The organism is Pedococcus sp. P3_C7 (assembly GCF_056402615.1).
On the sequence record NZ_JBFUHC010000009.1, the window covers coordinates 147,303 to 171,047 of the forward strand.

General features: G+C 70.5%; 18 protein-coding genes. 9 read left to right on the top strand and 9 right to left on the bottom strand.

Features of this window, described 5'->3' with window-relative positions; all coding sequences use genetic code 11:
- Positions 1–174 precede the first annotated feature (174 nt).
- A complete protein-coding gene (locus AC1DS4_RS13455) occupies positions 175–2,268 on the top strand; it encodes an amylo-alpha-1,6-glucosidase (protein WP_477632270.1) in 2,094 nt (697 codons plus the stop codon).
- Between the two features lie 66 nt (positions 2,269–2,334).
- Positions 2,335–4,203 carry a 1-deoxy-D-xylulose-5-phosphate synthase gene (dxs, locus tag AC1DS4_RS13460; RefSeq protein WP_477632269.1) on the top strand — a complete coding sequence of 623 codons (1,869 nt, stop codon included), beginning with the start codon at positions 2,335–2,337 and terminating at the stop codon, positions 4,201–4,203.
- On the opposite strand, the gene AC1DS4_RS13465 is transcribed toward dxs, so the two are convergent.
- From AC1DS4_RS13465 to AC1DS4_RS13490, 6 genes are all read right to left on the bottom strand, one after another.
- A complete protein-coding gene (locus tag AC1DS4_RS13465; protein WP_477632268.1) occupies positions 4,175–6,037 on the bottom strand; it encodes a helix-turn-helix domain-containing protein in 1,863 nt (620 codons plus the stop codon). The genes dxs and AC1DS4_RS13465 overlap by 29 nt on opposite strands.
- A 28-nt stretch (positions 6,038–6,065) precedes the next feature.
- Positions 6,066–6,830, bottom strand: coding sequence for a 3-hydroxybutyrate dehydrogenase (locus AC1DS4_RS13470; protein ID WP_477613136.1), 765 nt, complete (start codon positions 6,828–6,830; stop codon positions 6,066–6,068).
- Positions 6,831–7,013: 183 nt separating this feature from the next.
- Positions 7,014–9,182, bottom strand: coding sequence for a 3-hydroxyacyl-CoA dehydrogenase NAD-binding domain-containing protein (locus AC1DS4_RS13475; protein WP_477632267.1), 2,169 nt, complete (start codon positions 9,180–9,182; stop codon positions 7,014–7,016).
- Entirely contained in the window at positions 9,179–10,396 is a 1,218-nt protein-coding gene (locus AC1DS4_RS13480; protein ID WP_477632266.1) for a thiolase family protein, read from the bottom strand. The genes AC1DS4_RS13475 and AC1DS4_RS13480 overlap by 4 nt, the downstream gene beginning before the upstream one ends.
- A 199-nt stretch (positions 10,397–10,595) precedes the next feature.
- On the bottom strand, positions 10,596–11,768 hold the full coding sequence (locus AC1DS4_RS13485) for an HRDC domain-containing protein (RefSeq protein WP_477613429.1): 1,173 nt from the start codon (positions 11,766–11,768) through the stop codon (positions 10,596–10,598).
- Between the two features lie 190 nt (positions 11,769–11,958).
- Positions 11,959–12,546 carry a DUF3000 domain-containing protein gene (locus AC1DS4_RS13490; protein WP_477613133.1) on the bottom strand — a complete coding sequence of 196 codons (588 nt, stop codon included), beginning with the start codon at positions 12,544–12,546 and terminating at the stop codon, positions 11,959–11,961.
- 78 nt (positions 12,547–12,624) lie between these two features.
- On the opposite strand from AC1DS4_RS13490, the gene AC1DS4_RS13495 reads away from it, so the two are divergent.
- Complete coding sequence (locus tag AC1DS4_RS13495; protein WP_477613132.1) at positions 12,625–13,449, top strand: EamA family transporter; 825 nt, start codon at positions 12,625–12,627, stop codon at positions 13,447–13,449.
- 18 nt (positions 13,450–13,467) lie between these two features.
- Positions 13,468–14,502 (top strand): uroporphyrinogen decarboxylase, encoded by a 1,035-nt coding sequence (hemE, locus tag AC1DS4_RS13500; protein ID WP_477613131.1) that lies wholly within the window; start codon positions 13,468–13,470, stop codon positions 14,500–14,502.
- A 35-nt stretch (positions 14,503–14,537) separates the two neighbouring features.
- Here hemE and AC1DS4_RS13505 read toward each other — a convergent pair whose 3' ends face one another.
- Positions 14,538–15,518, bottom strand: a complete 981-nt coding sequence (locus AC1DS4_RS13505) for a DUF4349 domain-containing protein (protein WP_477613130.1) — start codon at positions 15,516–15,518, stop codon at positions 14,538–14,540.
- A 127-nt stretch (positions 15,519–15,645) separates the two neighbouring features.
- Between AC1DS4_RS13505 and hemG the strand changes: the two genes are divergently transcribed.
- From hemG to AC1DS4_RS13520, 3 genes are all read left to right on the top strand, one after another.
- On the top strand, positions 15,646–17,127 hold the full coding sequence (gene hemG, locus AC1DS4_RS13510) for a protoporphyrinogen oxidase (protein ID WP_477613129.1): 1,482 nt from the start codon (positions 15,646–15,648) through the stop codon (positions 17,125–17,127).
- 4 nt (positions 17,128–17,131) lie between these two features.
- Positions 17,132–17,845, top strand: coding sequence for a hydrogen peroxide-dependent heme synthase (hemQ, locus tag AC1DS4_RS13515; protein ID WP_477613128.1), 714 nt, complete (start codon positions 17,132–17,134; stop codon positions 17,843–17,845).
- A gap of 184 nt (positions 17,846–18,029) precedes the next feature.
- Entirely contained in the window at positions 18,030–19,013 is a 984-nt protein-coding gene (locus tag AC1DS4_RS13520) for a type IV toxin-antitoxin system AbiEi family antitoxin domain-containing protein (RefSeq protein WP_477632265.1), read from the top strand.
- A 48-nt stretch (positions 19,014–19,061) separates the two neighbouring features.
- Here AC1DS4_RS13520 and msrB read toward each other — a convergent pair whose 3' ends face one another.
- Complete coding sequence (msrB, locus tag AC1DS4_RS13525; protein ID WP_477632297.1) at positions 19,062–19,490, bottom strand: peptide-methionine (R)-S-oxide reductase MsrB; 429 nt, start codon at positions 19,488–19,490, stop codon at positions 19,062–19,064.
- A 137-nt stretch (positions 19,491–19,627) separates the two neighbouring features.
- Here msrB and AC1DS4_RS13530 point away from each other — a divergent pair, with 137 nt between their 5' ends.
- Both AC1DS4_RS13530 and AC1DS4_RS13535 read left to right on the top strand, forming a co-directional pair.
- Entirely contained in the window at positions 19,628–21,778 is a 2,151-nt protein-coding gene (locus tag AC1DS4_RS13530; RefSeq protein WP_477632264.1) for an ATP-dependent DNA ligase, read from the top strand.
- The gene (locus tag AC1DS4_RS13535) at positions 21,778–22,962 is read left to right on the top strand and encodes an alpha/beta hydrolase family protein (RefSeq protein WP_477632263.1); all 1,185 of its coding nucleotides are present in this window, start codon (positions 21,778–21,780) and stop codon (positions 22,960–22,962) included. The genes AC1DS4_RS13530 and AC1DS4_RS13535 overlap by 1 nt, the downstream gene beginning before the upstream one ends.
- A gap of 34 nt (positions 22,963–22,996) precedes the next feature.
- Here AC1DS4_RS13535 and AC1DS4_RS13540 read toward each other — a convergent pair whose 3' ends face one another.
- A complete protein-coding gene (locus AC1DS4_RS13540) occupies positions 22,997–23,713 on the bottom strand; it encodes a dihydrofolate reductase family protein (RefSeq protein WP_477623668.1) in 717 nt (238 codons plus the stop codon).
- Positions 23,714–23,745: the final 32 nt, after the last annotated feature.

Genomic DNA, 23,745 nt, shown 5'->3' on the forward strand with positions numbered 1-23,745 from the left:
CGCGTGTTCGCTCTGCGCCACGTTGTGGTGAGGTGGCCCGATTTGAACGTTCAAACTAGTCTGAGAATGGCCCACGACGGGATCGTCGTCAAGGGACCCCGGCGAAAGGACCAGAGATCATGGCGGCATGATCGTGGCGACCCACGCACGGCTCGTCCGGAGAGTGAGGACCGCTTGAACACCGAGCAGACGCCACGCCAACCGTGGCTGCACGACGTGTCGATCATCGTCCACGGCAACGCGACGGCGCTGTCGGCGGCGGATGGCGACCTGCGTCCCGACTCGGGCCACGGCCTGTTCGTCGACGACGTCCGGGTGCTCTCGCGCCTCGAGCTGACCGTGTCCGGCGAAGCCCCCAGCGCGGTGGCCGCAGGGGCAGGCGGAGCCGTCGCTGAGTTCTTCGGCGCCGCCCGGGGGCTCGGCGACGTGGGCGCGGACCCCACCGTCGAGGTCCGCCGTGTGCGCACCCTCGCCGACGGCGCCATGCGTGAAGACATCACCGTCACTTCGCGTGCCGCCCAGACAGTCCGAGCGGCGCTGCGGCTCGAGCTCGGGTCCGACGGGGTTTCCATCGCCCAGGTGAAGTACGGCGCCGTCGACGCCCCCGCGGTCCGTCCCGTCGCGCCCCCGGGCGCGGGAAACGGTGTCGTCACCTTCACCACCCCGCGTCACCTCACGACGGTCGACTTCCACCCCGCGCCCGACTCACTCGAGCTCGCTCCCGACCGGGCTGTCGTCGAACACCAGGTCGTGGTGGAGCCGGGCGAGAGCCAGCTGTTCCGTGTCACCATCACCCCGAGCCGGACGGCCGCCTCGGAGTTCGACGCCGACCCCGGCAGTGATGGGGTGCACTGGGACGCCATCCGTGTCGTTGCCGACGACCCGCGCCTCGGCCCGCTCGTCACCCAGTCGGTCGACGACCTCAGGCACCTCCTGCTGCGGGACCCGCTCGACCCGACCGATGTCTTCGCTGCTGCCGGATCGCCCTGGTACCTCACGCTTTTCGGCCGCGACTCGATCTGGACCGCGCGGATGATGCTTCCGTTCGGCACCGAGCTCGCGGCCGGCACCTTGCGTGCCCTGGCCCGCCGTCAGGGGAAGGGCTACGACGCCGACTCCGCCGAGCAGCCCGGCAAGATCGCGCACGAGGTGCGGCGCACGGCATACGTGGGGTCACCGCGCAAGGGTGACCTGTCCCTCCCGCCCCTCTACTACGGCACCGTCGACGCGACCGCGCTCTGGGTGACCCTCCTCGTCGAGGCCTGGCGTTGGGGCCTGCCGGAGACGCAGGTGCGGGCGCTCCTGCCGAACCTCCGGGCAGCCCTGACCTGGCTGACCGGAGACGGACAGCCCGACGACGACGGCTTCCTCAAGTACCTCGACACCACGGGCCACGGCCTGGCCAACCAGGGGTGGAAGGACTCCGGCGACTCGATGCGGATGCGTGACGGTCGCGTGGCCGAGGCCCCGATCGCCCTCGTCGAGGCGCAGGCGTATGCCGTGGAGGCCCTCGTCGGCGCCGCCGACCTCCTCGACGCGCTGGCTGAGACGGGTGGCGACCGGGCCCGCGCCGAGGCACAGGCCCTGCGCGACCGGGTCCGGGCGGCCTTCTGGGTGGACGGCGACGCCGGGCGATACCTGGCCATGGCGCTGGACGGCTCGGGAAAACCCGTCGACGGGCTCGGCTCCAACATGGGCCACGCGCTGGGCACCGGTGCGCTCGACCGGGCCGAAGCCACCGCCGTGGGCGCGACCGTCACGGGCCCTGAGCTGCTCGACACCTTCGGGGTGCGCACCTTGGGCACCGGGAACGGCGGGTTCAACCCGATCGGCTACCACACGGGCTCGGTGTGGACCCACGACTCCGCGATCGTCGCGCTCGGACTGGCCCGCGAGGGCCTCCAAGCAGAGGCCGCTCGCGTCGTCCACGCACTCGTGGCCTCGGGCGAGGCCTTCGACTACCGCTGGCCCGAGCTCTACTCCGGGCTGCCCATGCTGGGCCGGCCGTCGCCCTACCCTGCTTCATGCCGTCCGCAGGCGTGGTCGGCGGCCTCGGCGGGCGCCGTCCTCACCGTGGCCCTGGGACTTCGCGCAGACCTGCCCGCCGGTGTCCTGCACGTCGACCCGATCCGGCCCACCGCGTTCGGCGCGCTGCACGTCGAGGGACTGCGGCTGGGCGGGGCCGGGTTCACGGTCACGGTGACGCGTGACGGCGAGGTCCAGGTGACCGGGGTGCCGCAGGAGGTCGAGATCAGGCAGGGCGCATAGACTCGGGCGGTTCCCCTGCAGACAGAGGACCCCCTGTGTCGACCGCAAACAGAAAGGACGGTGCGCGTGGGACTGCTCGAGACCATCAACGGCCCGGCCGATCTCAAGGCGTTGAAGCCTGCCCAGCTCCCCGGCCTCGCCCAGGAGATCCGGGACTTCCTGGTCGAGTCGGTCTCGAAGACCGGTGGCCACCTCGGTCCCAACCTCGGTGTCGTCGAGCTGACGATCGCACTGCACCGGGTCTTCGACAGCCCCCGGGACGCCATCGTCTTCGACACGGGCCACCAGTCCTACGTCCACAAGCTGCTCACGGGTCGTCATGACTTCAGCAAGCTCAAGAAGCAGGGCGGCCTGTCCGGCTACCCCAGTCGCGCCGAGTCCGAGCACGATGTCGTCGAGAACTCGCACGCCTCCACCGCACTGTCCTGGGCCGACGGCATCGCGAAGGCGAGACGGCTGCGCGGCGAGCACGGGCGGCATACCGTCGCGGTGATCGGCGACGGGGCGCTCACGGGAGGGATGGCCTGGGAGGCGATCAACAACATCGCCGCAGACAAGGACCTGCCACTCACCATCGTCGTCAACGACAACGAGCGGTCCTACGCTCCGACGATCGGCGGACTCGCCGACCACCTCGCCACCCTGCGCACGACCCGCGGCTACGAGCGCTTCCTCGACTGGGGCAAGAACACGCTGAGCCGCACGCCGGTCGTCGGGGGAGCGATGTACGAGACCCTCCACGGCGTGAAGAAGGGAATCAAGGACATCGTCGCCCCGCAGGGGATGTTCGAGGACCTCGGCCTCAAGTACCTCGGTCCCGTCGACGGCCACGACGAGCAGGCCGTCGAGTCCGCCCTGCGGAGGGCGCGGGCCTTCGGTGGCCCGGTGCTCGTCCACGTCATCACCGAGAAGGGCCGCGGCTACGACCCGGCGCGTCAGCACGAGGGCGACCAGTGGCACGCCATCGGCAAGTTCAACCCCGAGACGGGACTGCCGTTCGAGGTGAGCGGGAGGATCTGGACCGACGAGTTCAACGACGAGATGGTAGCCATCGGGAGCGAGCGCAAGGACGTCGTCGCGCTCACCGCCGCGATGCTCATCCCCGTCGGCCTCGACGGCTTCGCCGCCGCCTACCCCGATCGCGTCTTCGACGTCGGCATCGCCGAGCAGCACGCCGTCACCATGGCGAGCGGCCTCGCGTATGCCGGCCTGCATCCGGTTGTCGCGGTCTACGCCACCTTCCTCAACCGGGCCTTCGACCAGCTGCTCATGGACTGCGCCCTGCACCGGGCGGGCGTCACGTTCGTCCTCGACCGCGCCGGGATCACCGGCAGCGACGGCGCCTCCCACAACGGCATGTGGGACATGACCATCGCCTCGGTGGTCCCTGGCCTTCGACTGGCTGCTCCTCGTGACGGTGACCAGGTCAAGCGCCAGCTCCGCGAGGCGATCGACGTCACGGATGGTCCGACGGTGATCCGTTTCCCCAAGGGCGACGTGGGCCCCGCCGTGGCGGCCGTGCGTCAGGAAGGGGTGGTCGACGTGCTCCACGAGACCTCGGCCCAGGCGTGCGACCTCCTGCTCGTCGGTGTGGGTGCGTTTGCCGCCATGGCGGTCGAGATCGCGGGAAAGCTCGAGGCGCAGGGACATTCGGTCACCGCAGTGGACCCGCGTTGGGTGTTGCCCGTCAGTGACGACCTCGTGGCCATGGCTCGCCGGGCTGGAGCTGTCGCCGTCGTGGAGGACAACCTCGTCAGCGGTGGAGTGGGCGCTGCGGTGACGCTGGCGCTGCGTGACGCGGGCATCGACGTCCCGGTGCACGTGCACGGCATACCCAAGCGCTTCCTCGACCACGCCTCACGCGGGCAGCTGCTGGAAGAGGTCGGGCTCACCGCGGACGCGGTGGCTACGTCCTTGGCGTCGCGCCTGCGCTGAGCCGCATCAGGCGCAGTGCCAGCTGGAGCTCGAGTGCGTCGTCGGGGCGCTGCCAGTGCGGTCCGAGGAGCGCGGAGATGCGTTCCAGCCGCTGGCTGACGGTGTTGACGTGCACGTGCAGGTCGGTGGCTGCGTGTCGAGGGCTGCCGCCGGCGTCGAAGTAGGCCTGCAGGGTCTTCACGAGCTCGGACCCGCGACGGGCGTCGTAGTCGAGCAGCGGCCCCAGGTGCTGGCGGACGTAGCCGCCGATGTCCGGGGCCGAACCCACGACGAGTCCGGCGAAGCCCAGGTGGTCGGCACTGGCACCGGTGCCCGCGAGCCCGAGGGAGACCAGCGCCGAGACGGTGCGGACCGCCTCGCGCCAGATGGCCGGGACGTCCTCGGTCAGCGTCGTCGGTCCCGCTGCGCCGACGGTCACGGTCGCCAGGCGGCTGAGCCGGCGGGCGAGCTCGGCGGCGGACTGGTGCGGGTCGTCCGACGGGAGCAGCGCGACCACGTGTCCATCGTGCTCGCCGACCACTGATCCGTGCCCCGCCGCCGCGTGGGCGGCCAGCAGGAGAGTGCGACGGGAGGTGTCTGCGTCCGCGTGTGCCACCAGCACGGCGTGGGCGGCGTGCGGGTCGACTCCCTGGGCACGGGCGCGACTCGCCAGCGAGGTGGGATCGCCACGACCACTGAGTAGGTCGGCCACGAGGTCGGTGCGAACTCGTTGCTCGGCCTCGGCAGCGGTGCGCTCGAACAGCAGGACCAGCGCGCTGACGACCGAGGCCCGCTCGACCGTCCGCCGGTCTGCGTCGTCGAGCACCCCGACCCCGCCGAGGACGAGGATGCCCAACGGGGTCTGTGGAGCCTTGACGACGATCGCCCACTGGTCGCTGAGGGCGTCGTGCGCCAGCCGACCCGAGGCCTCCGTCTCACGGACGACCGACGAGCGCGCGAGCGCCGCGCCAGCACCGTCCTCGGGCAACGGGGCAGGGCCATGGCTGCTCAGGGTCTCGCCCTCGGAGTTGAGCAGCACCACCCAGCCGCCGAGCAGGTCGCCCAGCGCCTTCGTGATGTCGTCGACACCTCCTCCGGCCAGCACCAGCTCGGCGAACCGGTCGTGCGCCGCGGCGGCCCGCTCGACACCTGCGGTGTGCCGGCGGACTTCCTCGGCGCTACGGGTCTGCACGATCGAGACGGCGGCCAGAGCCGCCAAGGACCCGAGGAGGGCGACCTGGTCGGGCGAGAACGGGCGGGGCGAGCGGTTCGCGGCGAACAGCACGCCCACGAACTCGTCCTCCACCACCAGCGGTGTGCCACAGATCGACACCAGGCCCTCGTCGCCGACGGCGCTGTCGATGGTGCCCGTGTGCTGGAACCTGTGGTCGTGCAGGTAGTCCGCGCTCCAGTAGGGCTTGCGCGTCGAGGCGACGAGTCCGCCGAGGCCGTCGCCCAGCGACAGGCGGACCTCCTGGAACTCCGCGCTCACCGACCCGTCGGTCGCGCGCATGAAGGTGTCACCGGCCTCGGGGTCAAACAGCGTGAGGTACGCGACGTCGGTGCCCAGCAACGCACGTGCCCGGCGCACGATCGCCTCGAGGATGCCGCTGGGGTCGCGCAGGGCCGCGAGGTCGCGAGCGGTTTCCACGAGGCCGGTCAGCTCGGCCTCCCGACGACGGCGGGAGTCGAACGCGGCGCGCACTCGAAGGGCCAGCTCACGTGCCTCCCCCGACTCGCCTGACTCTCCGGCCTCGTCCGCGTCCTGGCCGAGGGCCTCGAGCTCCGACGCGGGCGCCCCCTCCGCGAGCAGGCGCAGCAGCCTCATCGCGGGGGAGTGGTCGTGGGCGTCCATCGTCACGGATCCTAGGCGCCGGACCCCCTCAGTGGGCGGTCCAGCCGCCGTCCATCGAGAACGACGAACCGGACACCGAGTCCGCGGCCGGGCCACAGAGGAAGGCGACGAGCTCGGCTACCTCGTCCGCCTCGACGAGCCGCTTGACGGCCACGGGCTCGAGCATCACCCTGCCGATCACGTCGTCTTCGGTGATGCCGTGCGAGCGAGCCTGGTCGGCGATCTGCTTCTCGACCAGCGGGGTCCGCACATAGGCCGGGTTCACGCAGTTGCTCGTGACTCCGTGCTCGGCGCCCTCGAGCGCCGTGACCTTGGACAGCCCCTCGAGCCCGTGCTTGGCACTCACGTAGGCCGCCTTGTAGGGGCTGGCGCGAAGCCCGTGCACGCTCGACACGTTGACGACCCGGCCCCAGCCCTGCGCGTACATGTGCGGGAGCACGCGCCGGGTCAGCCGGAACGGCGAGGTCAGCATCAGCCGGATGATCAGGTCCCACGTGTCGACGGGGAACTCCTGGATCGGAGCGACATGCTGGATGCCGGCGTTGTTGACGAGGATGTCGATCGTGCCGGGCAGCCCCTCGACCACATCGAGGTCGGCGAGGTCGACGGGAATGGTCTCCACAGCCCCGACACCGGCGAACCTCGTCAGGCCCTCGGCGTCGAGGTCCACGGCATACACGCTCGCCTTGGCGGCAACGAGCCGCTCCACGCAGGCCGCCCCGATACCGCTCGCGGCGCCGGTCACCAACGCAGTGCGTCCGGACAGGTCGAGCAGCGCTGGCGTCGTCGGCATCAGGCGAGACTAGGTCGGCCGTCAGCACGCGAGCATGTGGTGGCAGGCCACAGTTCCGCCTGATCCTGTGTGGGCGAGCACACAGGGACCTGCGCGTTCCACCACCGCCCGTGGTCGGGGACACGAGTGCGGAATGTGAAATGAGCCTGACGAAACCGTCAGGCTCATTTCACATTCCGGAGATCAACCCGCGAGGGTCGGCACGCTCGCAGCGCCCGGTGGCAGGAAGCGCTGGCCGGTCACCTTCTCCGACACGCCCTCACGGTCGAGCAGGGGAGTCAGGCCACCGTTCCAGAACTGGAACCCGGCGCCCGTGATCATGGCCAGGTCGAGGTCCATCGGAGCCGCGACGATGCCCTCGTCGAGCATGCGACGCGACTCGTCCGCGAGCACGCCGAGCACCCGCTCACGGACCTCCTCGGTGGACAGCACGACCGGGTCGGCCGGCTTGTCGAAGAGCGCCTCGACCTCGGGGTCGACGACCGGCTTGCCCTCGGGCCAGAGGTAGATGGCCGGCTTCTTGGCCGCCACGACCTTGCGCAGGTTCTCCGAGACGTAGAAGCGGTCAGGGAAGGCCTTGGCCAGGGTCTCGTTGTTGTGCAGGGCGATGGCCGGACCGACCAGGCCGAGCAGGATGAACGGCGGCATCGGGGCAAGCCCGGCGAAGGCTCGATCGGCGACCTCGATGGGGGTGCCCTCGTCGACGACCCTGGCCACCTCGCCCATGAAGCGACCGAGGAGGCGGTTGACGATGAAGGACGGGCTGTCCTTGACCAGGATGGTCGTCTTCCTGAGCGTCTTGCCGGTGGCGAACGCCGTCGCCAGGGTTGCGTCGTCGGTCTGCTCGCCCTTGATGATCTCGAGCAGGGGCATGACGGCGACCGGGTTGAAGAAGTGGAAGCCGACGACCCGCTCGGGGTGGGCCAGCTCCGCGGCCATCTCGGTGATCGAGAGCGACGACGTGTTGGTCGCCAGGACACACTCGGGGGTGACGATCGCCTCCACCTCGGCCCAGACGGTCTTCTTCACGGACATCTCCTCGAACACCGCCTCGATCACGAAGTCGGCGTCGGCGAAGCCGTCCTTGGAGGTCGCGCCGCTGACCAGGCCCTTGAGGCGGTTGGCCTTGTCGGGGCTGACCCGCCGCTTGCCCAGCAGCTTGTCGACCTCGGCGTGGACGTAACCGACTCCCTTGGCCACCCGCTCCTCGTCGAGGTCGGTCATCACGACCGGCACCTCGAGACGTTGGGCGAACAGCAGGGCCAGCTGGCTGGCCATGAGACCGGCGCCGACGATGCCCACCTTGGTGACCTTGCGGGCCAATGCCTTGTCAGGGGCGCCTGCGGGACGCTTGGCCCGCCGCTGCACCAGGTCGAAGGAGTAGAGCCCCGCGCGCAGCTCGTCACCCATGACGAGGTCGGCGAGCGCCTCGTCCTCGGCAGCGAAGGCCTCGTCGCGGGTGGCGGTGCGAGCTGCTTCGACGAGGGTCAGGGCGCGGTAGGGCGCCGGTGCCTTGCCGCCGGTCTTGAGGTCGACCAGGCCCTTGGCGGCCTTGATGGCGCCTGCCCACTCCGCCTCGTCGCGGGAGATCCCGTTGCCCTGCTTGGTCGTCCGCTCGACGACGGTGTCGCCCGTGAGGACCCCAGCCGCCCACAGCAGCGACTCCTCGAGGAAGTCGGCCGGTGCGAACATCGCGTCGGCGATTCCCAGCTCGAAGGCCTGCGGACCCTTGAGCATGCGGTTGGTGTTCATCGGGTTCTCGATGATGACCTTGAGGGCGTTGGCCGGACCGACCAGGTTGGGCAGCAGGTAGCAGCCGCCCCAGCCAGGGACGAGCCCGAGGAAGGTCTCCGGAAGCGCCAGCGCAGGCACCCCTGCGGAGATCGTGCGGTAGTCGGCCGACAGTGCGATCTCCACACCGCCACCCATGGCCGCACCGTTGACGAACGCGAAGGTCGGGACGGGCAGGTCCATGATCGCCGCGAAGGCCGCGTGACCGGCGCGGGCGACCTCGATCGCCTGCTCGCGGTCGCTCGCCTGCGACACGGCCTTGAGGTCCGCGCCGACGGCGAAGATGAACGGCTTGCCGGTGATCCCGACCGCCTGGATCTCACCGGCGTCGGCGCGGGCGCGCAGGGCGTCGATGGTGGCCTTCAGCCCGGCGATGGTCTGCGGGCCGAAGGTGTTCGGCTTGGTGTGGTCAAAGCCGTTGTCCAGCGTGACCAGCGCCAGGGTTCCCGCCTTGCCGGGGAGGACGACGTCGCGCACGGGGGTGTGGGTGACGACCTCCTCGAACCCGGGGGTCTGCGTCACTGTCTGCGTCCCTGTCTGCGTCGGTGTCTGCTCGCTCATGCCGCAACCTCCTGGCCGTACTCGGCGTGGTGGGGGTTCTCCCAGATGACGCTGGCGCCCATGCCGATCCCGATGCACATGGCTGTCAGCCCGTAGCGCACCTCCGGGTGCTCCTCGAACTGTCGGGCCAGCTGGGTCATCAGCCTCACCCCCGACGAGGCCAGCGGGTGACCGATCGCGATGGCGCCGCCGTACTGGTTGACACGCGGGTCGTCGTCGGCGATGTCGAAGTGCTCGAGGAACGCCAGCACCTGCACGGCGAAGGCCTCGTTGAGCTCGAACAGGCCGATGTCCTCGATCGACAAGCCCGCCTTGGCGAGAGCCTTCTCGGTCGCCGGGACCGGGCCGATGCCCATGACCTCGGGTTCGACCCCCACGAAGGCAAAGTCCACGAGGCGCATCTTCACGGGCAGGCCCAGCTCCTGGGCAGCCTGCTCCGAAGCGAGGATGCACGCGGTGGCACCGTCGTTGAGCCCGGCCGAGTTGCCGGCGCTGACATTGCCGTGCGGGCGGAACGGCGTCTTGAGCGAGGCCAGGTCCTCGACCGTGGTGCCTGGACGCGGCGGCTCGTCCCGGGTGGCCAGGCCGTAGCCCAGATCCTGGTGGCGCGTGGCGACCGGCACGAGGTCGGGCTGGATCTGCTCGTTCGCGTAGGCCTTGGCGAGCTTGTCCTGGGACCCGACGGCAAAGGCGTCGCTGCGGTCCTTGGTGATCGAGGGATACCGGTCGTGCAGGTTCTCGGCGGTCGAACCCATGACCAGGGCGGAGGGGTCGACGAGCTTCTCCGCGACGATCCGCGGGTTGGGGTCGACGCCCTCACCCATGGGGTGGCGGCCCATGTGTTCGACGCCCCCGGCGATGGCGATGTCGATGGAGCCGAACGCGATCGAGCTCGCCGCAGTCGTCACGGCCGTCATGGCACCGGCGCACATGCGGTCGATCGAGTAGCCGGGCGTGGTGTTGGGCAGGCCGGACAGGAGGGCAGCCATTCGCCCGAGCGTGAGGCCCTGGTCGCCGATCTGCGTGGTGGCGGCGATGGCGACCTCTTCCACGCGCTCCGGAGGGAGCTCGGGATGACGGCGCATCAGCTCGCGGATGCAGCGGATGACGAGGTCGTCGGCGCGCGTCTGGGCATACATGCCCTTGTCGCCGGCCTTGCCGAACGGCGTGCGAACTCCGTCGACGAACACGACCTCATGAAGGGTGCGGGGCACGGGTGGCCTCCCTTGATTGGAGTCTCGGGTGATTGAGTCTTGGGGTGCGGGATCGGTGCGATCCACCGGGTATGCCGGTGGGTACAGGACCGATGCTACTTCCCGGTAACAACGAGGTCACCAGAACCCGCGAGTGAGAGCCGTCACCCATGCAGGTTTGCCTCCCATTGGAACGAAACCTGCAGCGCGAGGAACCGGGTCAGGCGTCGGGGTTGGCCTCGAAGGCCGCCTCGATCATCGGCGCGACCACGCCGGCCTGCCAGTGCCTGGCTCCGAGAGCCGTGAGCGCGGCGGCGAACCCGGCGGCGGTCTGGTCGGCCGGGGGAGTCCAGATCACCCGGCGAAGGGGCTCCGGAGACAGGACGTTCTCGATCGGGATCACGTGTTCGGTGGCGAACGCGGTCAGCGCCTCGCGCGTGGCGCTCAGTCGGGCGGCCGCGATGGGGTTGCGTTCGGCCCAGGCACGCTGGGGCGGCGGGCCGTCCGAGCGCAGGGTCATCGGCGGCAGGTCGCCTTCGGGGATCGCGTTCGCCCGGGTGACGGCGTCGAGCCACTGGCGCTGGTAGCGCCGGACGGACCGGTGCCCACCGGGGAGCGTGCCGGGGTTGGTCGGTGACTCCATGGCCACCTCGACCAGCACCGCGTCCGGCAGCACCCGCCCGGGGGCGACATCCCGGTCCTGGGCTATCTGGTCGCGGGTCTCCCACAGCTCTCGCACGACCGCCGCGATCCTGCGGTGTCGGACGCGGTGCATGCCGCTCGTCCGCCGCCACGGGTCGACGCGCTGCGCCGGTCCCATGAAGTCGAGCAGTGCCTCGAACTCCTCGCGCGCCCAGCTGTCCTTGCCCTGCTTGGCGAGGTCGACGCCCATCAGGTTGCGCACGTCGACCAGCACCTCGACGTCGAGGGCGGCGTAGCGCAACCACGGCTCGGGCAGGGGCCTGGTGGACCAGTCGACCGCGGAGTGCTCCTTGGCCAGGGACAGGCCCAGGTAGTGCTCGACCACCGCGGCCAGCCCGACGCGGGGCAGGCCCAGAAGTCGCCCGGCGAGCTCGGTGTCGAACAGCTGCTGAGGCCGCAGTCCCACCTCCGCGAGACAGGCGAGGTCCTGGGTGGCCGCGTGCAGGATCCACTCGGCACTGCCGATGGCGTCGTTGACGGGCGACAGGTCGGGGCACGCGATCGGGTCGATCAACCAGGTGCCCGAGCCCTCGCGTCGCAGCTGCACGAGGTAGGCGCGCTGGCCGTAGCGGTAGCCGCTCGCCCGCTCGGCGTCGAGGGCGACCGGCCCCTCGCCGGCAGCGATGGCGCGGGCGGCCTCCATCAGTGCCCGCTCGGACTCGACGACCGGGGGCACGCCGTCGACAGGCATGTCGAGAGGGGTCAGCTCGACGGCTGGTTGCTGCTCGGGCTGCACCGCCTGAACGGCCTCCGTCTGCCCGGCCTCCGTCCGCCCGGCCTCGGCCTGGTCGGCCGTAGTCTGCTCGGCCTCGGTGTCGGTCACCGGATCAACCTACCCGGCCGATGCCACGGAACACGTCCCGGAAGTCAGCACTCCACTGTTAACGGCGTGGTCCAGGCAGGGCGATGACGCCCTCCGGCAGGGGCGGCAGACCCGCGATGGTGCACAACAGGTCGGACCACGCGACGAGGTGGGCGCCGACGTTGCCGGCCACGGGGGTCCACGAAGCGCGGACCTCCATCTCGACGCTGGCGGGCCGGTCGGACAGACCGGCGAAGCTCTCCGAGACCACTCTCGTGACCGTGCCGGCCTCTGCGGTGTAGCCCAGGTGGTGATGGGCCAGGGCGTCGGTCAGCCAGGACCACCCGACCGCACCCAGCATCGGGTCGTTGGCCAGCTCGGGCTCGAGCTCGGCCCGGGCGAACGTCACCGCACGCCAGGCCCCGTCCCACGGGTCCGGGACCGACGGGTCGTGCAGCAGCACGAAGCGTCCCGACGCCAACTCGTCCTCGTCGTTGGCGGCGCCCACCACCTCGGCGGTGAGGGCCACGGCATACGGCGCGATGCGCTGGGGAGCGGGCACCTCGGTGAGGCGGACCTCGGGGCGCAAGCGCGCTCCGCGCAGGTCACTGAGCGCCTGCGTGAACTCGGGGGATTGGTCGCCAGGGACCGTTCGGCTGCCCACCATCAGAGGGTATGCCGCGATCTCGGATATCACAGGGAGGTTGCCGTCCGCGTCGTGTCGCGCCACCGGTAGCGTGCGGCCATGCTCTCGCTGCTCGCGCTGGCGTCCAGCGCCAGCTGGGGGACCGCGGACTTCTTCGCCGGGCTGTACTCGCGGCGCCGCCCCGCCGTCGCCGTCGTGGGGTGGACGCAGTCACTGGCGTTCCTCGTCCTGTGCGTTGCCGTCGCCCTCCGCTGGGACAGCCTCACGTGGACGGGTTGGCCCCTGTGGTCGGTCGGTGCCGCCGTCTCCGGGGTGGCGGGACTGCTCTGCTTCTACACCGCCCTGGCGAGTGGCACGATCGGCGTCGTCGCCCCGATCGCAGCCCTGGGGGTGGCCGTTCCCGTGCTCCTCGGCGTGGCCACCGGCGACGAGCCGTCCTCCTGGACCTGGGTGGGGATCGTGGTCGCCATCGTCGGCGTGACCCTGGCGTCGGGGCCCGAGCTGAGTGGCGGGGTCTCTCCGAGGCCGGTGGTGCTGGCTGGGGTGGCGGCGGTCGGGTTCGGGTTCGCCCTGTTCTGCATCGACCGCGGCGCCCGGACATCGACCCTCATGACCCTGTGGGGGATGCGCGGGGTGTCCTTCGTCGTGTTCCTCACGCTGGCACTGGCGTTGCGGTCCAGGGGAGGGGTGCAGGCCCGCGAGCTGCCTGCCCTGCTGGCCATCGGCTGCGGTGACATGGGCGCCAACCTCCTGTTCGGGATCGCATCTTCGCGCGGACAGGTGAGCGTGGCGAGCGTGCTCGCCTCGCTCTACCCCGTCGTGACGATCGTGCTGGCACGCGTCCTGCTGCGGGAGCGGCTGCGCAGGATCCAGCAGGTGGGCGCGGTGCTGTCCCTGGCGGGCGCGGCGATCATCGCCCTCTGAGCGACCTAGAATCACCCGGTGACCTCCCCCCACGACTCCGCCCTGGTCCGTGCTGCCCGCCGTCAGCCGGTGAGCCACACGCCTGTCTGGTTCATGCGTCAGGCAGGGCGCTCGCTGCCGGAGTACCGCAAGGTCCGTGAAGGCGTCGGGATGCTCGAGTCGTGCCGTCGCCCCGACCTGGTCACCGAGATCACCCTCCAGCCGGTGCGCCGCCACGGCGTCGACGCCGCGATCTTCTTCTCCGACATCGTCGTGCCCCTGGCTGCCGTCGGCGTCGACCTCGACATCGTCCCCGGCGTCGGGCCGGTCGTCGCCAAGCCGATCCGCACCCGCGGCGACCTCGACCGCCTGCCCGAGCTGACGCCCGACCACGTCCCCTACATCACCGAAGCCGTCCGGCTCCTGACCGCGGAGCTGGGTGACACGCCCCTCATCGGCTTCGCGGGCGCACCGTTCACGCTGGCGAGCTACCTGGTCGAAGGCGGCCCGAGCAAGAACCACGAACACACCAAGGCACTGATGTACGGCGACCCGCAGCTGTGGCACGACCTGTGCGCCCGCCTGGCCCAGATCTCGGGCACCTTCCTCGACGTGCAGGCCGCCGCAGGGGCCTCCGCGGTCCAGCTCTTCGACTCGTGGGTGGGGGCCCTCCCACGAGCCGACTACGAGCGCTTCGTCGCCCCGCACTCGACCGCGGCGCTGGAAGCCGTGTCGGCACGCGGCATCCCGAAGATCCACTTCGGGGTCGGCACCGGTGAGCTGCTGCCGGCCATGGGCGCCGTGGGCGCCGACGTGGTCGGCGTCGACTACCGCGTGTCCCTCACCGATGCCCTCGCCCGTCTCGACGGTTCGTACGCAGTGCAGGGCAACCTCGACCCCGCCCTCCTCTTCGCGCCCTGGGAGGCGCTGGAGGCCAAGGTCCGTTCGATCGTGGAGGAGGGACGGGCCGCACCCGGTCACATCTTCAACCTGGGCCACGGCGTGCTGCCCGACACCGATCCCGATGTGCTGACCCGTGTGGTCGAGCTGGTGCACGAGGTCGGCCAGCGCTGAGTCGCCGACCGACCTCGCCCCTGCCGTAGTGGGGGCTACTGCGGCAGGACGGCGGGGGGCGGCGTCACCGGACGACGGCGTCGCACGTACCACCACACCGGCAGTCCCAGGAGGCCGAGCAGGACGAGGAACGGCAACATCGCTCCGACGACCGTGAGCAGCACGGTCGCGGACCCGGTGAAGGCGTCCCAGCCACCCTTGAGCCCGACGAGGAAGCCGGCCTGGTCGGGCTCCTCCACGATCGCGTTCGGCTCTGTGGTCAGGCTGATCTGGATGGGGGAGCGCGCGACGCTCCCCTTGAGGGAGGCGAGCTGCGCCTCGAGGGACTCGAGGTCGGACTGGCGCCGGGTCAGCTCGGCCTCCATGGCGACGATCTGGTTGAGGTCCTTGGCGTCCTTGAGGAAGGCCCGGACCCGCTCGACGCTGACCCGCATCGTCTCCAGCCGTGAGGCGGTGTCGACGATCTGTCCGCCGACGTTCTCGCTCGAGCTCGTCGAGCGGATCACCGTGCCGACCGACCCGAGCTCGGCGATGACCCGGTCGAGCTCTGCGGAGGGCACCGAGAGGGTGATCTCGGCGTACGTCGTGGCGGTCACCTTCGCGGAGTCCGTGAGGGGGGCGTCGCTGTTCGCCGTCCCGATGTTCTCCGACAGGACGATGCCCTCGGCGGTCGCCGTGGTGGCCCGCACCTTCGCCACTGCCTGGCCGATGTTCTTGACTTGGAGCGCGATGGTCGCGCGACGGGCGAGGGAGTCCTGGTTGGCCGCGAGGTTGGCTGCCGTGACTCCCTTGGGAGCGGTGCCTGATCCCGGCTTGGCCGAGTCACCTCCCGACGCGGAACTGTCGCCGGCGGACGGGGCCACGGCCCGGCCGGACGACTCGTTGGAGCTGCCTCCGGCCACCGAGGCGGCGCTGGAGGTGTCGGAGCCGCCGCCGCCGCAGGCAGCGAGGGCGAGCGTTGCGAGGAGAGCTGCGCCGACGACGGCGATGCTGCGGTGCGGACGAACGCTGAACATGGCGACCCCCTGGTCGAGTCGAGCTGGTCGTATCGGGCGGTGCGGAATACCGGTGCGACTCGCGTCGTGGGCTCGACGTTCCCACCCGGTGGTGTCGAAACAGTCACGATCTTGAAAGGGTGTGGGCATGGTCGGATCACGAATCCTCATCGTCGGGGGAGGTATCGCTGGACTTGCCTGCGCTTGGGAGCTGACGCGTGCGGTTCCTGACGCGACCATCACGATCCTCGACGCGGCAGACCGACCCGGCGGCAAGCTCCGACGCGAACCCGTGGCAGGGGTGGCGCTGGACGTGGGGGCCGAGTCGATGCTGGCCAGACGACCCGAGGCGCTGGACCTGATGTCCGAGCTGGGCCTCGATGGCGAGGTCGTCCACCCCGACACGACGTCGGCGTCCATCTGGTCGCGAGGTGACCTTCACCCCATGCCCAAGGGCACGCTGATGGGGATCCCTTCGCCGGCCGCCTCCGCGCTCGGCGTCCTGTCCCCTGACGAGGTCGCTCGAGCCGAGGGCGAAACACCATGGGACAGAGGCGATTTCGAGGACGTTTCGGTGGGCGACTACGTCGCGGCCCGCTTGGGCGACGCGGTCGTCGACCGTCTCGTCGAGCCGCTCCTCGGGGGCGTGTATGCCGGGCAGGCTCGGTCGTTGTCGCTGCGCGCCTGCCTGCCTTCCGTGTTCGCGGCGGCCCGGCGAGGCGAGTCCCTCACGCAGACAGCAGCTGCGGGCCAGGCCGGTGAGGCGGGCCGGGCGGGCCGGGCCGACCGCGCGGGCCAGGCGGGCCAGACCGACCAGCTGGCCGCGCCGGTCTTCGCCGGGCTGGTGGGTGGGGTGGGCCGGCTCGCCGAGTCGCTGACCGAGTCGCTGCGGGCTCGCGGCGTGACGATTCGCAGCAGCACCATCGTCCGTGAGCTGCACCGGGAGCCGGACACCGCGGGTGGCGGCTGGTCGGTGGTGGTCGGACCGCACCCGCGGCCCGAACGGCTGGTCGCGGAAGCGGTGGTTCTCGCCGTCCCCGCCGCCCCTGCGAGCCGGCTCCTGGCTCGACACCTGCCCGACGCGTCCCGGGCGCTGCGTGAGGTCGAGTACGCCTCGATGGCGATCATCACCCTGGCCGTCGGGGCCGAGGGCCCCGGCACCGTGCCGCTTCCCGGCTCCGGTTTCCTCGTGCCGGCGGTCGAGGGCAGGACCATCAAGGCCAGCACCTTCTCCTCGACCAAGTGGCGATGGACCGCCGAGGCTGCCGGGGACCTTTCCTTCCTGCGAGCCTCTGTGGGGCGGTTCGGCGAGACGACCGACCTGCAGCGCCCGGACGAGGAGCTCGTGGCGATCGCCGTCGCCGAGGTCAGCGAGGCCCTCGGCCACCAGCTGCCCCGGATCGTCGACACCCACGTCCAACGCTGGGGCGGTGCGCTGCCGCAGTACACCGTCGGGCACCTCGACCGGGTGGCCCGCATCCGGGCCGCAGCGGCGGCCGCGCCGGGGCTGGCCCTCGCCGGCGCGGCATACGAAGGTGTGGGGATCCCGGCGTGCATCGCGACTGGGCGGTCGGCGGCACTGGCGGTGACCACCCACCTGCGGACGCGAACGATCGGCGCGGGAGGATAGGGGCATGAGCGAGCCGCACCCCTCCAACCCGAACGCTGCCCGGATCCGCGAGATCAACGACTCGATCCGTTATGCCATGTGGTCGGTGTTCTCCGTCACCGGGCCCTTGGGCGACAACCGGGACGTGATGGCCAAGGAGGTCGAGGACCTCTTCGCGCAGCTCGAGGCAGAGGGTGTGGTGACCCGCGGCGTCTACGACATCGGGGGGCTGCGCGCCGACGCCGACTTCATGGTCTGGTGGCACGCCGAACGGATCGAGGACGTACAGCGGGCCTACCGCTCCCTGCTGCGCACCGAGCTGGGCCACCTGCTCGAGCCGACCTGGTCGGCGGCAGCGCTGCACCGACCGGCGGAGTTCAACAAGAGCCACATCCCGGCGTTCCTCGGCGACGAGCCGCCCAAGGACTTCATCTGCGTCTACCCGTTCGTCCGGTCCTACGAGTGGTACCTGCTGCCGGACGCCGAGCGCCGCGACATGCTGCGCGAGCACGGGCAGCAGGCACGTGACTACCCCGACGTGCGGGCCAACACGATCGCCTCGTTCGCGCTGAACGACTACGAGTGGGTGCTGGCCTTCGAGGCCGACGAGCTGCACCGCATCGTCGACCTGATGCGTGAGCTGCGCGCCTCGCGGGCCCGCATGCACGTCCGCGAGGAGCTGCCGTTCCACACCGGTCGCCGCGTCCAGGTCGACGAGCTCCTCGCCTCCCTGCGCTGACCCCGCCCCACCTTTATCGGGTCTAGGGACTTGGGTCGGCTGCACCCCGAAACCGTTCTCGGGTCATGCCGTCCTTGCCCGGGTGTGGCGACGGCCATCCACAAGCGACCTGTCCGCACCCAGCCCTCCACAGGTCCACGTCCGTGGGTCGATGGAGCGCCTCGACGGCGGACATCCTCGGGCCATGGACCCTGCGCTTCTCGACATCGCCAACTCGCAGGCCGGCGTGTTCATCACCCGTCAGGCGAGATTGCTCGGCCACAGCCGCGAGTCGCTGGCGGCACTGGTTCGCGACGGCGGCGTGGTGCGCCTGACGCGCGGTGTGTATGCCGTGGGCGCGCCGCCCGACGGCCCGACGGCTTCGGCGGAAAGGCATCGCCTGCTCGGCCGCGGCGCGCAGCTGCTCTATCCGGACGGCGCGCTCTCTGGGCACACGGCGCTGGTGGCACTCGGGCTCCCCGTCTGGGGTGCCTCCCTGCAGCGTGCGCACCTCGAGCGACCGATCCACCGTGAGGTGTTGACGCGAGACCTCGTGATCCGGCCGCCGTTCGCTGGGCTGGAAGCGCCCGGTGGTGTGGTTTCCACTCCGGTGGCCGTGGTCCAGCACTGCCTCGAGCACGGCGCCACCCCCGGAGTGGTGGCGGCCGACGCGGCGCTTCACGAGGGCATGATCTCGCGCGACGAGCTCGAGGCCGTCGCCGCGCGCGTGCACGGCTGGCCGCGGTCGAGCCGGGTCAGGACCATGCTGGCCTTCGTCGACCCGAAGTCCGAGTCGGTGGGGGAGTCGCGCCTTCGCGTCGGCCTCGCCGCGGTGGGGATCGAGGTCGAGGCGCAGGTCGCCATCCGCGACGAGCGAGGCAGAGTCGTGGCGAGGGTCGACTTCCTCGTCAAGGGCACCAACGTCGTGATCGAGTTCGACGGCCTCGTGAAGTATCGCGACGGTGGCTCGGAGGCGCTCATCGCTGAGAAACGCCGAGAGGACGAGCTGAGGCGGCTGGGATACCGGGTCGTCCGCGTCGTCTGGTCGGATCTCGAGCGCCTTGGACCGCTCATCGCGCGGCTGCGGGCGCTCGGTGTCCTCAGCCACGCGGCATACCCATCCAGCGCTGGGCTCAAGCCAGCCGCGCCCGACAAAGGTCGGCTTCACCCCGAAACCGTTCCGGGGTGAAGCCAACCTTTGTCCCATGACCCGATAAAGGCGGGGCAGTGGGGTCGATCAGGTGGCGTCGGGCTTGGGGCGCAGGGTCATGGAGAGCGAGTTGATGCAGTAGCGCTGGTCCGTGGGGGTGCCGTAGCCCTCGCCCTCGAAGACGTGGCCGAGGTGGCTGCCACAGTTGGCGCACCTGACCTCGACGCGCTTCATGCCCATGTCATAGTCCTCGAGGTACTCGACCGAGTCGCCGGCGAGGGGTGAGTAGAACGACGGCCACCCGCAGTGGCTGTCGAACTTGGTGTCGGAGGTGAACAGCTCGGCACCACAGGCTCGGCAGGCATAGACGCCCTCGTCCTTGGTGTCGGTGTACTCCCCGACGAACGGCCGCTCGGTGCCTGCCTGACGGAGCACCTGGTACTCCGCCGGGCTCAGCTCCTCACGCCACTGCTCGTCCGTCTTGGTGACGGCATAGGTGCGGTCGGTCTGGTCCATGCTCACGTTTCGGCTCCTTCGCCCGGTGATCCCACTTCGTCCAAACAGCTTCACGTCCATCACAACGCAATCAAGGCCCATTCTGGTCCCGCAGATCCTTACGGTCCGCTGACGGGCTCCCCAGATAGGCTCGCGCCATGGCGGCCAAAGCAACCGAGCTGGAAGTCCCCGGGGGACCTGAGGGATCGCGACGTGTTCGGATTTCGAGCCCCGAGCGCCTGATCTGGCCCGACGACGGGATCACCAAGCTCGACCTCGCGCAGTACGCCGTCGACGTCTCTGACGGCTTCATGCGCGCACTGGGCAACCGCCCGGTGACCCTGCAGCGGTTCCCCGAGGGCATCACGGGCGAGGAGTTCTGGACCAAGAACCCGCCCAAGGGCATGCCCGACTTCATCGACCCCGTCATGTGCACCTACCCCTCGGGTCGCAAGCACCTCCAGGTGGTCGTCGACGAGCCGGCAGCCGTGGTGTGGGCGATGCAGATGAACACGGTGACGTTCCACCCCTGGCCGGTGCGCACAAGCAACGTCGACAACCCCGACGAGCTGCGGATCGACCTCGACCCGCAGCCGGGCCGCGACTTCAAGGACTCCGTCGAAGCCGCCCTCGTGCTCCGCGAGCTGCTCACCGAGCTCGGGCTGACCGGCTGGGCCAAGACCTCCGGCAACCGAGGTGTCCACGTCTTCGTCCGGGTCGCGCCGACCCACGAGTTCCTCGACGTGCGGCACGGGGTGATCGGGATCGCGCGCGAGCTCGAGCGCCGCCTGCCCGACCTCGTGACGACCTCGTGGTGGAAGGAGGAGCGCGGCGAGCGCGTCTTCGTCGACTTCAACCAGGCGTGTCGCGACCGCACCATCGCTTCGGCCTACAGCCCGCGCCCGCTCCCCGGAGCGCCGGTGAGTATGCCGGTCAGCTGGGACACGCTGCCCGGCGTCAGTCCCGGCGACTTCACCGTGCTGACAGTGCCGGGGATCGTCGCCGCGGATGGTGACGCATGGGCGGGGATGGACGATGCTGTCGGTGACGTCTCCTCGGCAATTGCGTTGTGGGACAAGGACATCAGCGAGCGTGGCCTCGGCGAGCTGAACTTCCCGCCGGACTACCCCAAGATGCCGGGAGAGCCACCCAGGGTGCAGCCGAGCAAGCGCCGCAAGGACAAGTCCGACGAGGACTACATGCCCCCCAAGGCCGAACGCGATGCGGACCTGCGCTCCGTGTGGGGTCCGGTCGTGCCGCCCGTCGCCCCGATGCTGGCCAAGCCGGTCAAGGGGATCCCCACGGGCGACTACCTGTTCGAGCCCAAGTGGGACGGATTCCGCTCGATCATCTTCCGGTCGGGCGACCAGGTGGAGATCGGCAGCCGCAACGAGAAGCCGATGACTCGCTACTTCCCCGAGGTGGTCGAGGCCGTGCTGGCCAACTTCCCCGAGAAGTGCGTCGTGGACGGCGAGATCGTCCTCATCGGCGCGACCGGCGACCGGCTCGACTTCGACGCCCTGCAGCAGCGGATCCACCCCGCCGCCAGCCGGGTGAAGAAGCTCGCCGCCGAGACCCCCGCCAGCTTCGTCGCGTTCGACCTGCTCGCGATCGGCGAGGACGACCTCACCGGACACCCGTTCTCGGAGCGCCGTGTCCGGCTCGAGGAGGCCCTCGCAGCGGCGCAGCCGCCGATCCACCTCACGCGGGCCACCGACGACCCGAGTGTTGCGCAGGAGTGGTTCGAGCAGTTCGAGGGGGCCGGGCTCGACGGCGTCATCGCCAAGCCCCTCGACATCGGCTACGTGCCCGACAAGCGGCTGATGCTGAAGATCAAGCACGAGCGGACCGCTGACTGCGTGGTTGCGGGCTATCGCACCCACAAGAGCGGCGACGACCTGATCGGTTCACTGCTGCTGGGCCTGTACAACGACGAGGGGTCCCTGATGAGCGTGGGCGTGATCGGGGCGTTCCCGATGGCGCGACGCAAGGAGCTGTTCGACGAGCTGCAGCCGCTGGTCACCGACTTCGACGACCACCCGTGGTCCTGGGCCAAGGAGGAGATGGGCAACCGCACCCCGACGGGCGGGGCGACGTCGCGCTGGAACGCGGGCAAGGACCTGTCGTTCACGCCGCTTCGGCCCGACCGCGTGGTCGAGGTGAGGTACGACCACATGGAGGGCGCCCGGTTCCGCCACACAGCCCAGTTCGTCCGGTGGCGCGAGGACCGAACCCCGCAGTCGTGCACCTACGACCAGCTCGAGGAGCCGGTCAGCTTCGACCTCGCCGACGTGCTGGGGGAGAGGTAGTGGCCACCGGGGCGACCTCGACCCCGATGTCTGCCGGCCGCAAGGCGGCCATCGCGGGAGCAGTGACCGCAGGGTCGGTGCTGACCGCAGGTGCCCTGACCACCATGGGCGCCGCGACCTACTTCGCACGCCGGGTCCTCACCCCGGACCGCCAGCGACCGGATGACACCCAGATCCTTGCGGTCACGGACGACTCGGTGACCTTGGGGGTGAGCCCGGAGACAGTCTCGCCCGGGCGGTACGGCCTCTGGCTGGACGGCGAGAGCGGCCACGCGCGCGTCGGCGACGTCCTGGAGCTCGACCAGGGTTCGGGCCGCGTGCGTCGAGAGCTGCTGGGGGTCGACTTCGGGCACCTCACCGGCGGGTTCGGCCGGTGGAACCAGTACTACTTCGCCAGCCCCCCGGACCGCTCACTGGGACTGCGCACCGAGTACGTCGACGTGCTCACCGAGCTGGGCACCATGCCCGCCTGGGTGGTGCCGGCCGCCACGACGTCGCACCGGTGGGCAATCCTCGTCCACGGCCGTGGGGCCAGGCGCCATGAGGGGCTGAGGGCGGTGAAGCCGTTGCACGACAACGGGATCAACGTGATCATCCCCAGCTACCGCAACGACCTCGGAGCCCGCAGCGGACCGGACGGGCGCTACAACCTGGGCCTCTCGGAGTGGCGCGACATCGAGGACGCCGGCCTGCACGCGGTGCAGCGTGGGGCGCGGGAGCTGCTGCTCGTCGGGTGGTCGATGGGAGGCGCCATCGTCCTACAGACCCTCAGCCGCTCCTGGCTGGCCGACCACGTCACCCACGTGGTGCTCGACGCGCCGGTCATCGACTGGGGTGACGTGCTGGCCCACCACGCGCGGGCCAACGGCATCCCGGCCCCGATCGGCGGTCTCGGCCGGGCCCTGATGGGTCGCCGCTCGGCGCGCCGACTCGTCGGCGTGCACGACCCGGTGGACGTGGCCAAGACCAACTGGGTGGCACGTGCGGGCGAGCTGGCGCACCCGATCCTGCTCATCCACTCGGTCGACGACGAGTTCGTCCCCGTGGGCCCGTCCCAGGCGTTGGCGCAGGCGCGGCCAGACCTGGTGACGATGGAGCTGTGGGACACCGCGCGGCACACCAAGGAGTGGAACGTCGACCCCGCACGCTGGGAGCGGTCGGTCGCGGAGTTCGTGGCCACCTGAGCCATCGGCGCCCGGTGCTGCGCGGACCTGTCGGTCAGCGGTTGACGAACCAGCGTCCCAGGATGCTGCCGTCCTCCTCGAGCAGGACCGCGGGGGAGGCGGGGACGTTCAGCTCCGGTCCGTTGACGATCGCCGGATGCTGGCCGCCGACGATGACGGGCGACCAGGTGAGGTCGAGCTCGTCGACGACCCCGGCCTTCAACAGGCTGGCGAGCAGGGTGGGGCCGCCCTCACACAGGATCTGTCGGAAGCCCTTGTCCTCCAACATGTTTCTCATCCGCACCAAGTTCACCGAGTCGGTGCCGGACATGAGGACGAACTCCTCACCGATCAGCTCACGCGAGGCGTCCAGGGCGCGTGCGTCGGCTCCGCTGCGGGTGACGAGCAGGACGGATCCGGGAGGTCCGTCGGCCACGCTCACAGGCAGCTGTCCTGAGTGGCTGACGACCACGAGCGTCGGTGCCGCTGCGTTCTCGGCCTTCAGCGAGGGGTAACCCTCGGCCCTGACCGTGCCGGCCCCGACCACGACGACGTCCGTCATCCGGCGCAGCAGGTCGAAGACCACATGGTCGGCCTCGGTGTTGATGCTGCCCGACTTCTGGTCGGGACCATTGGCCGCGCCGTCCAGGGTCGCCACGAAGTTGGCGCGCAGCCAGCGACGGGCGGGCGGGGCGTACAGGTCCGCGAGGTCGGCGGCGTCGACGAGGTCACCGGGGGCATGGGTGCCGGAGGAGTCAAGCAGCAGGCGCATGCGCACAGTCTTGCATTTCCCTCGATCTTCGT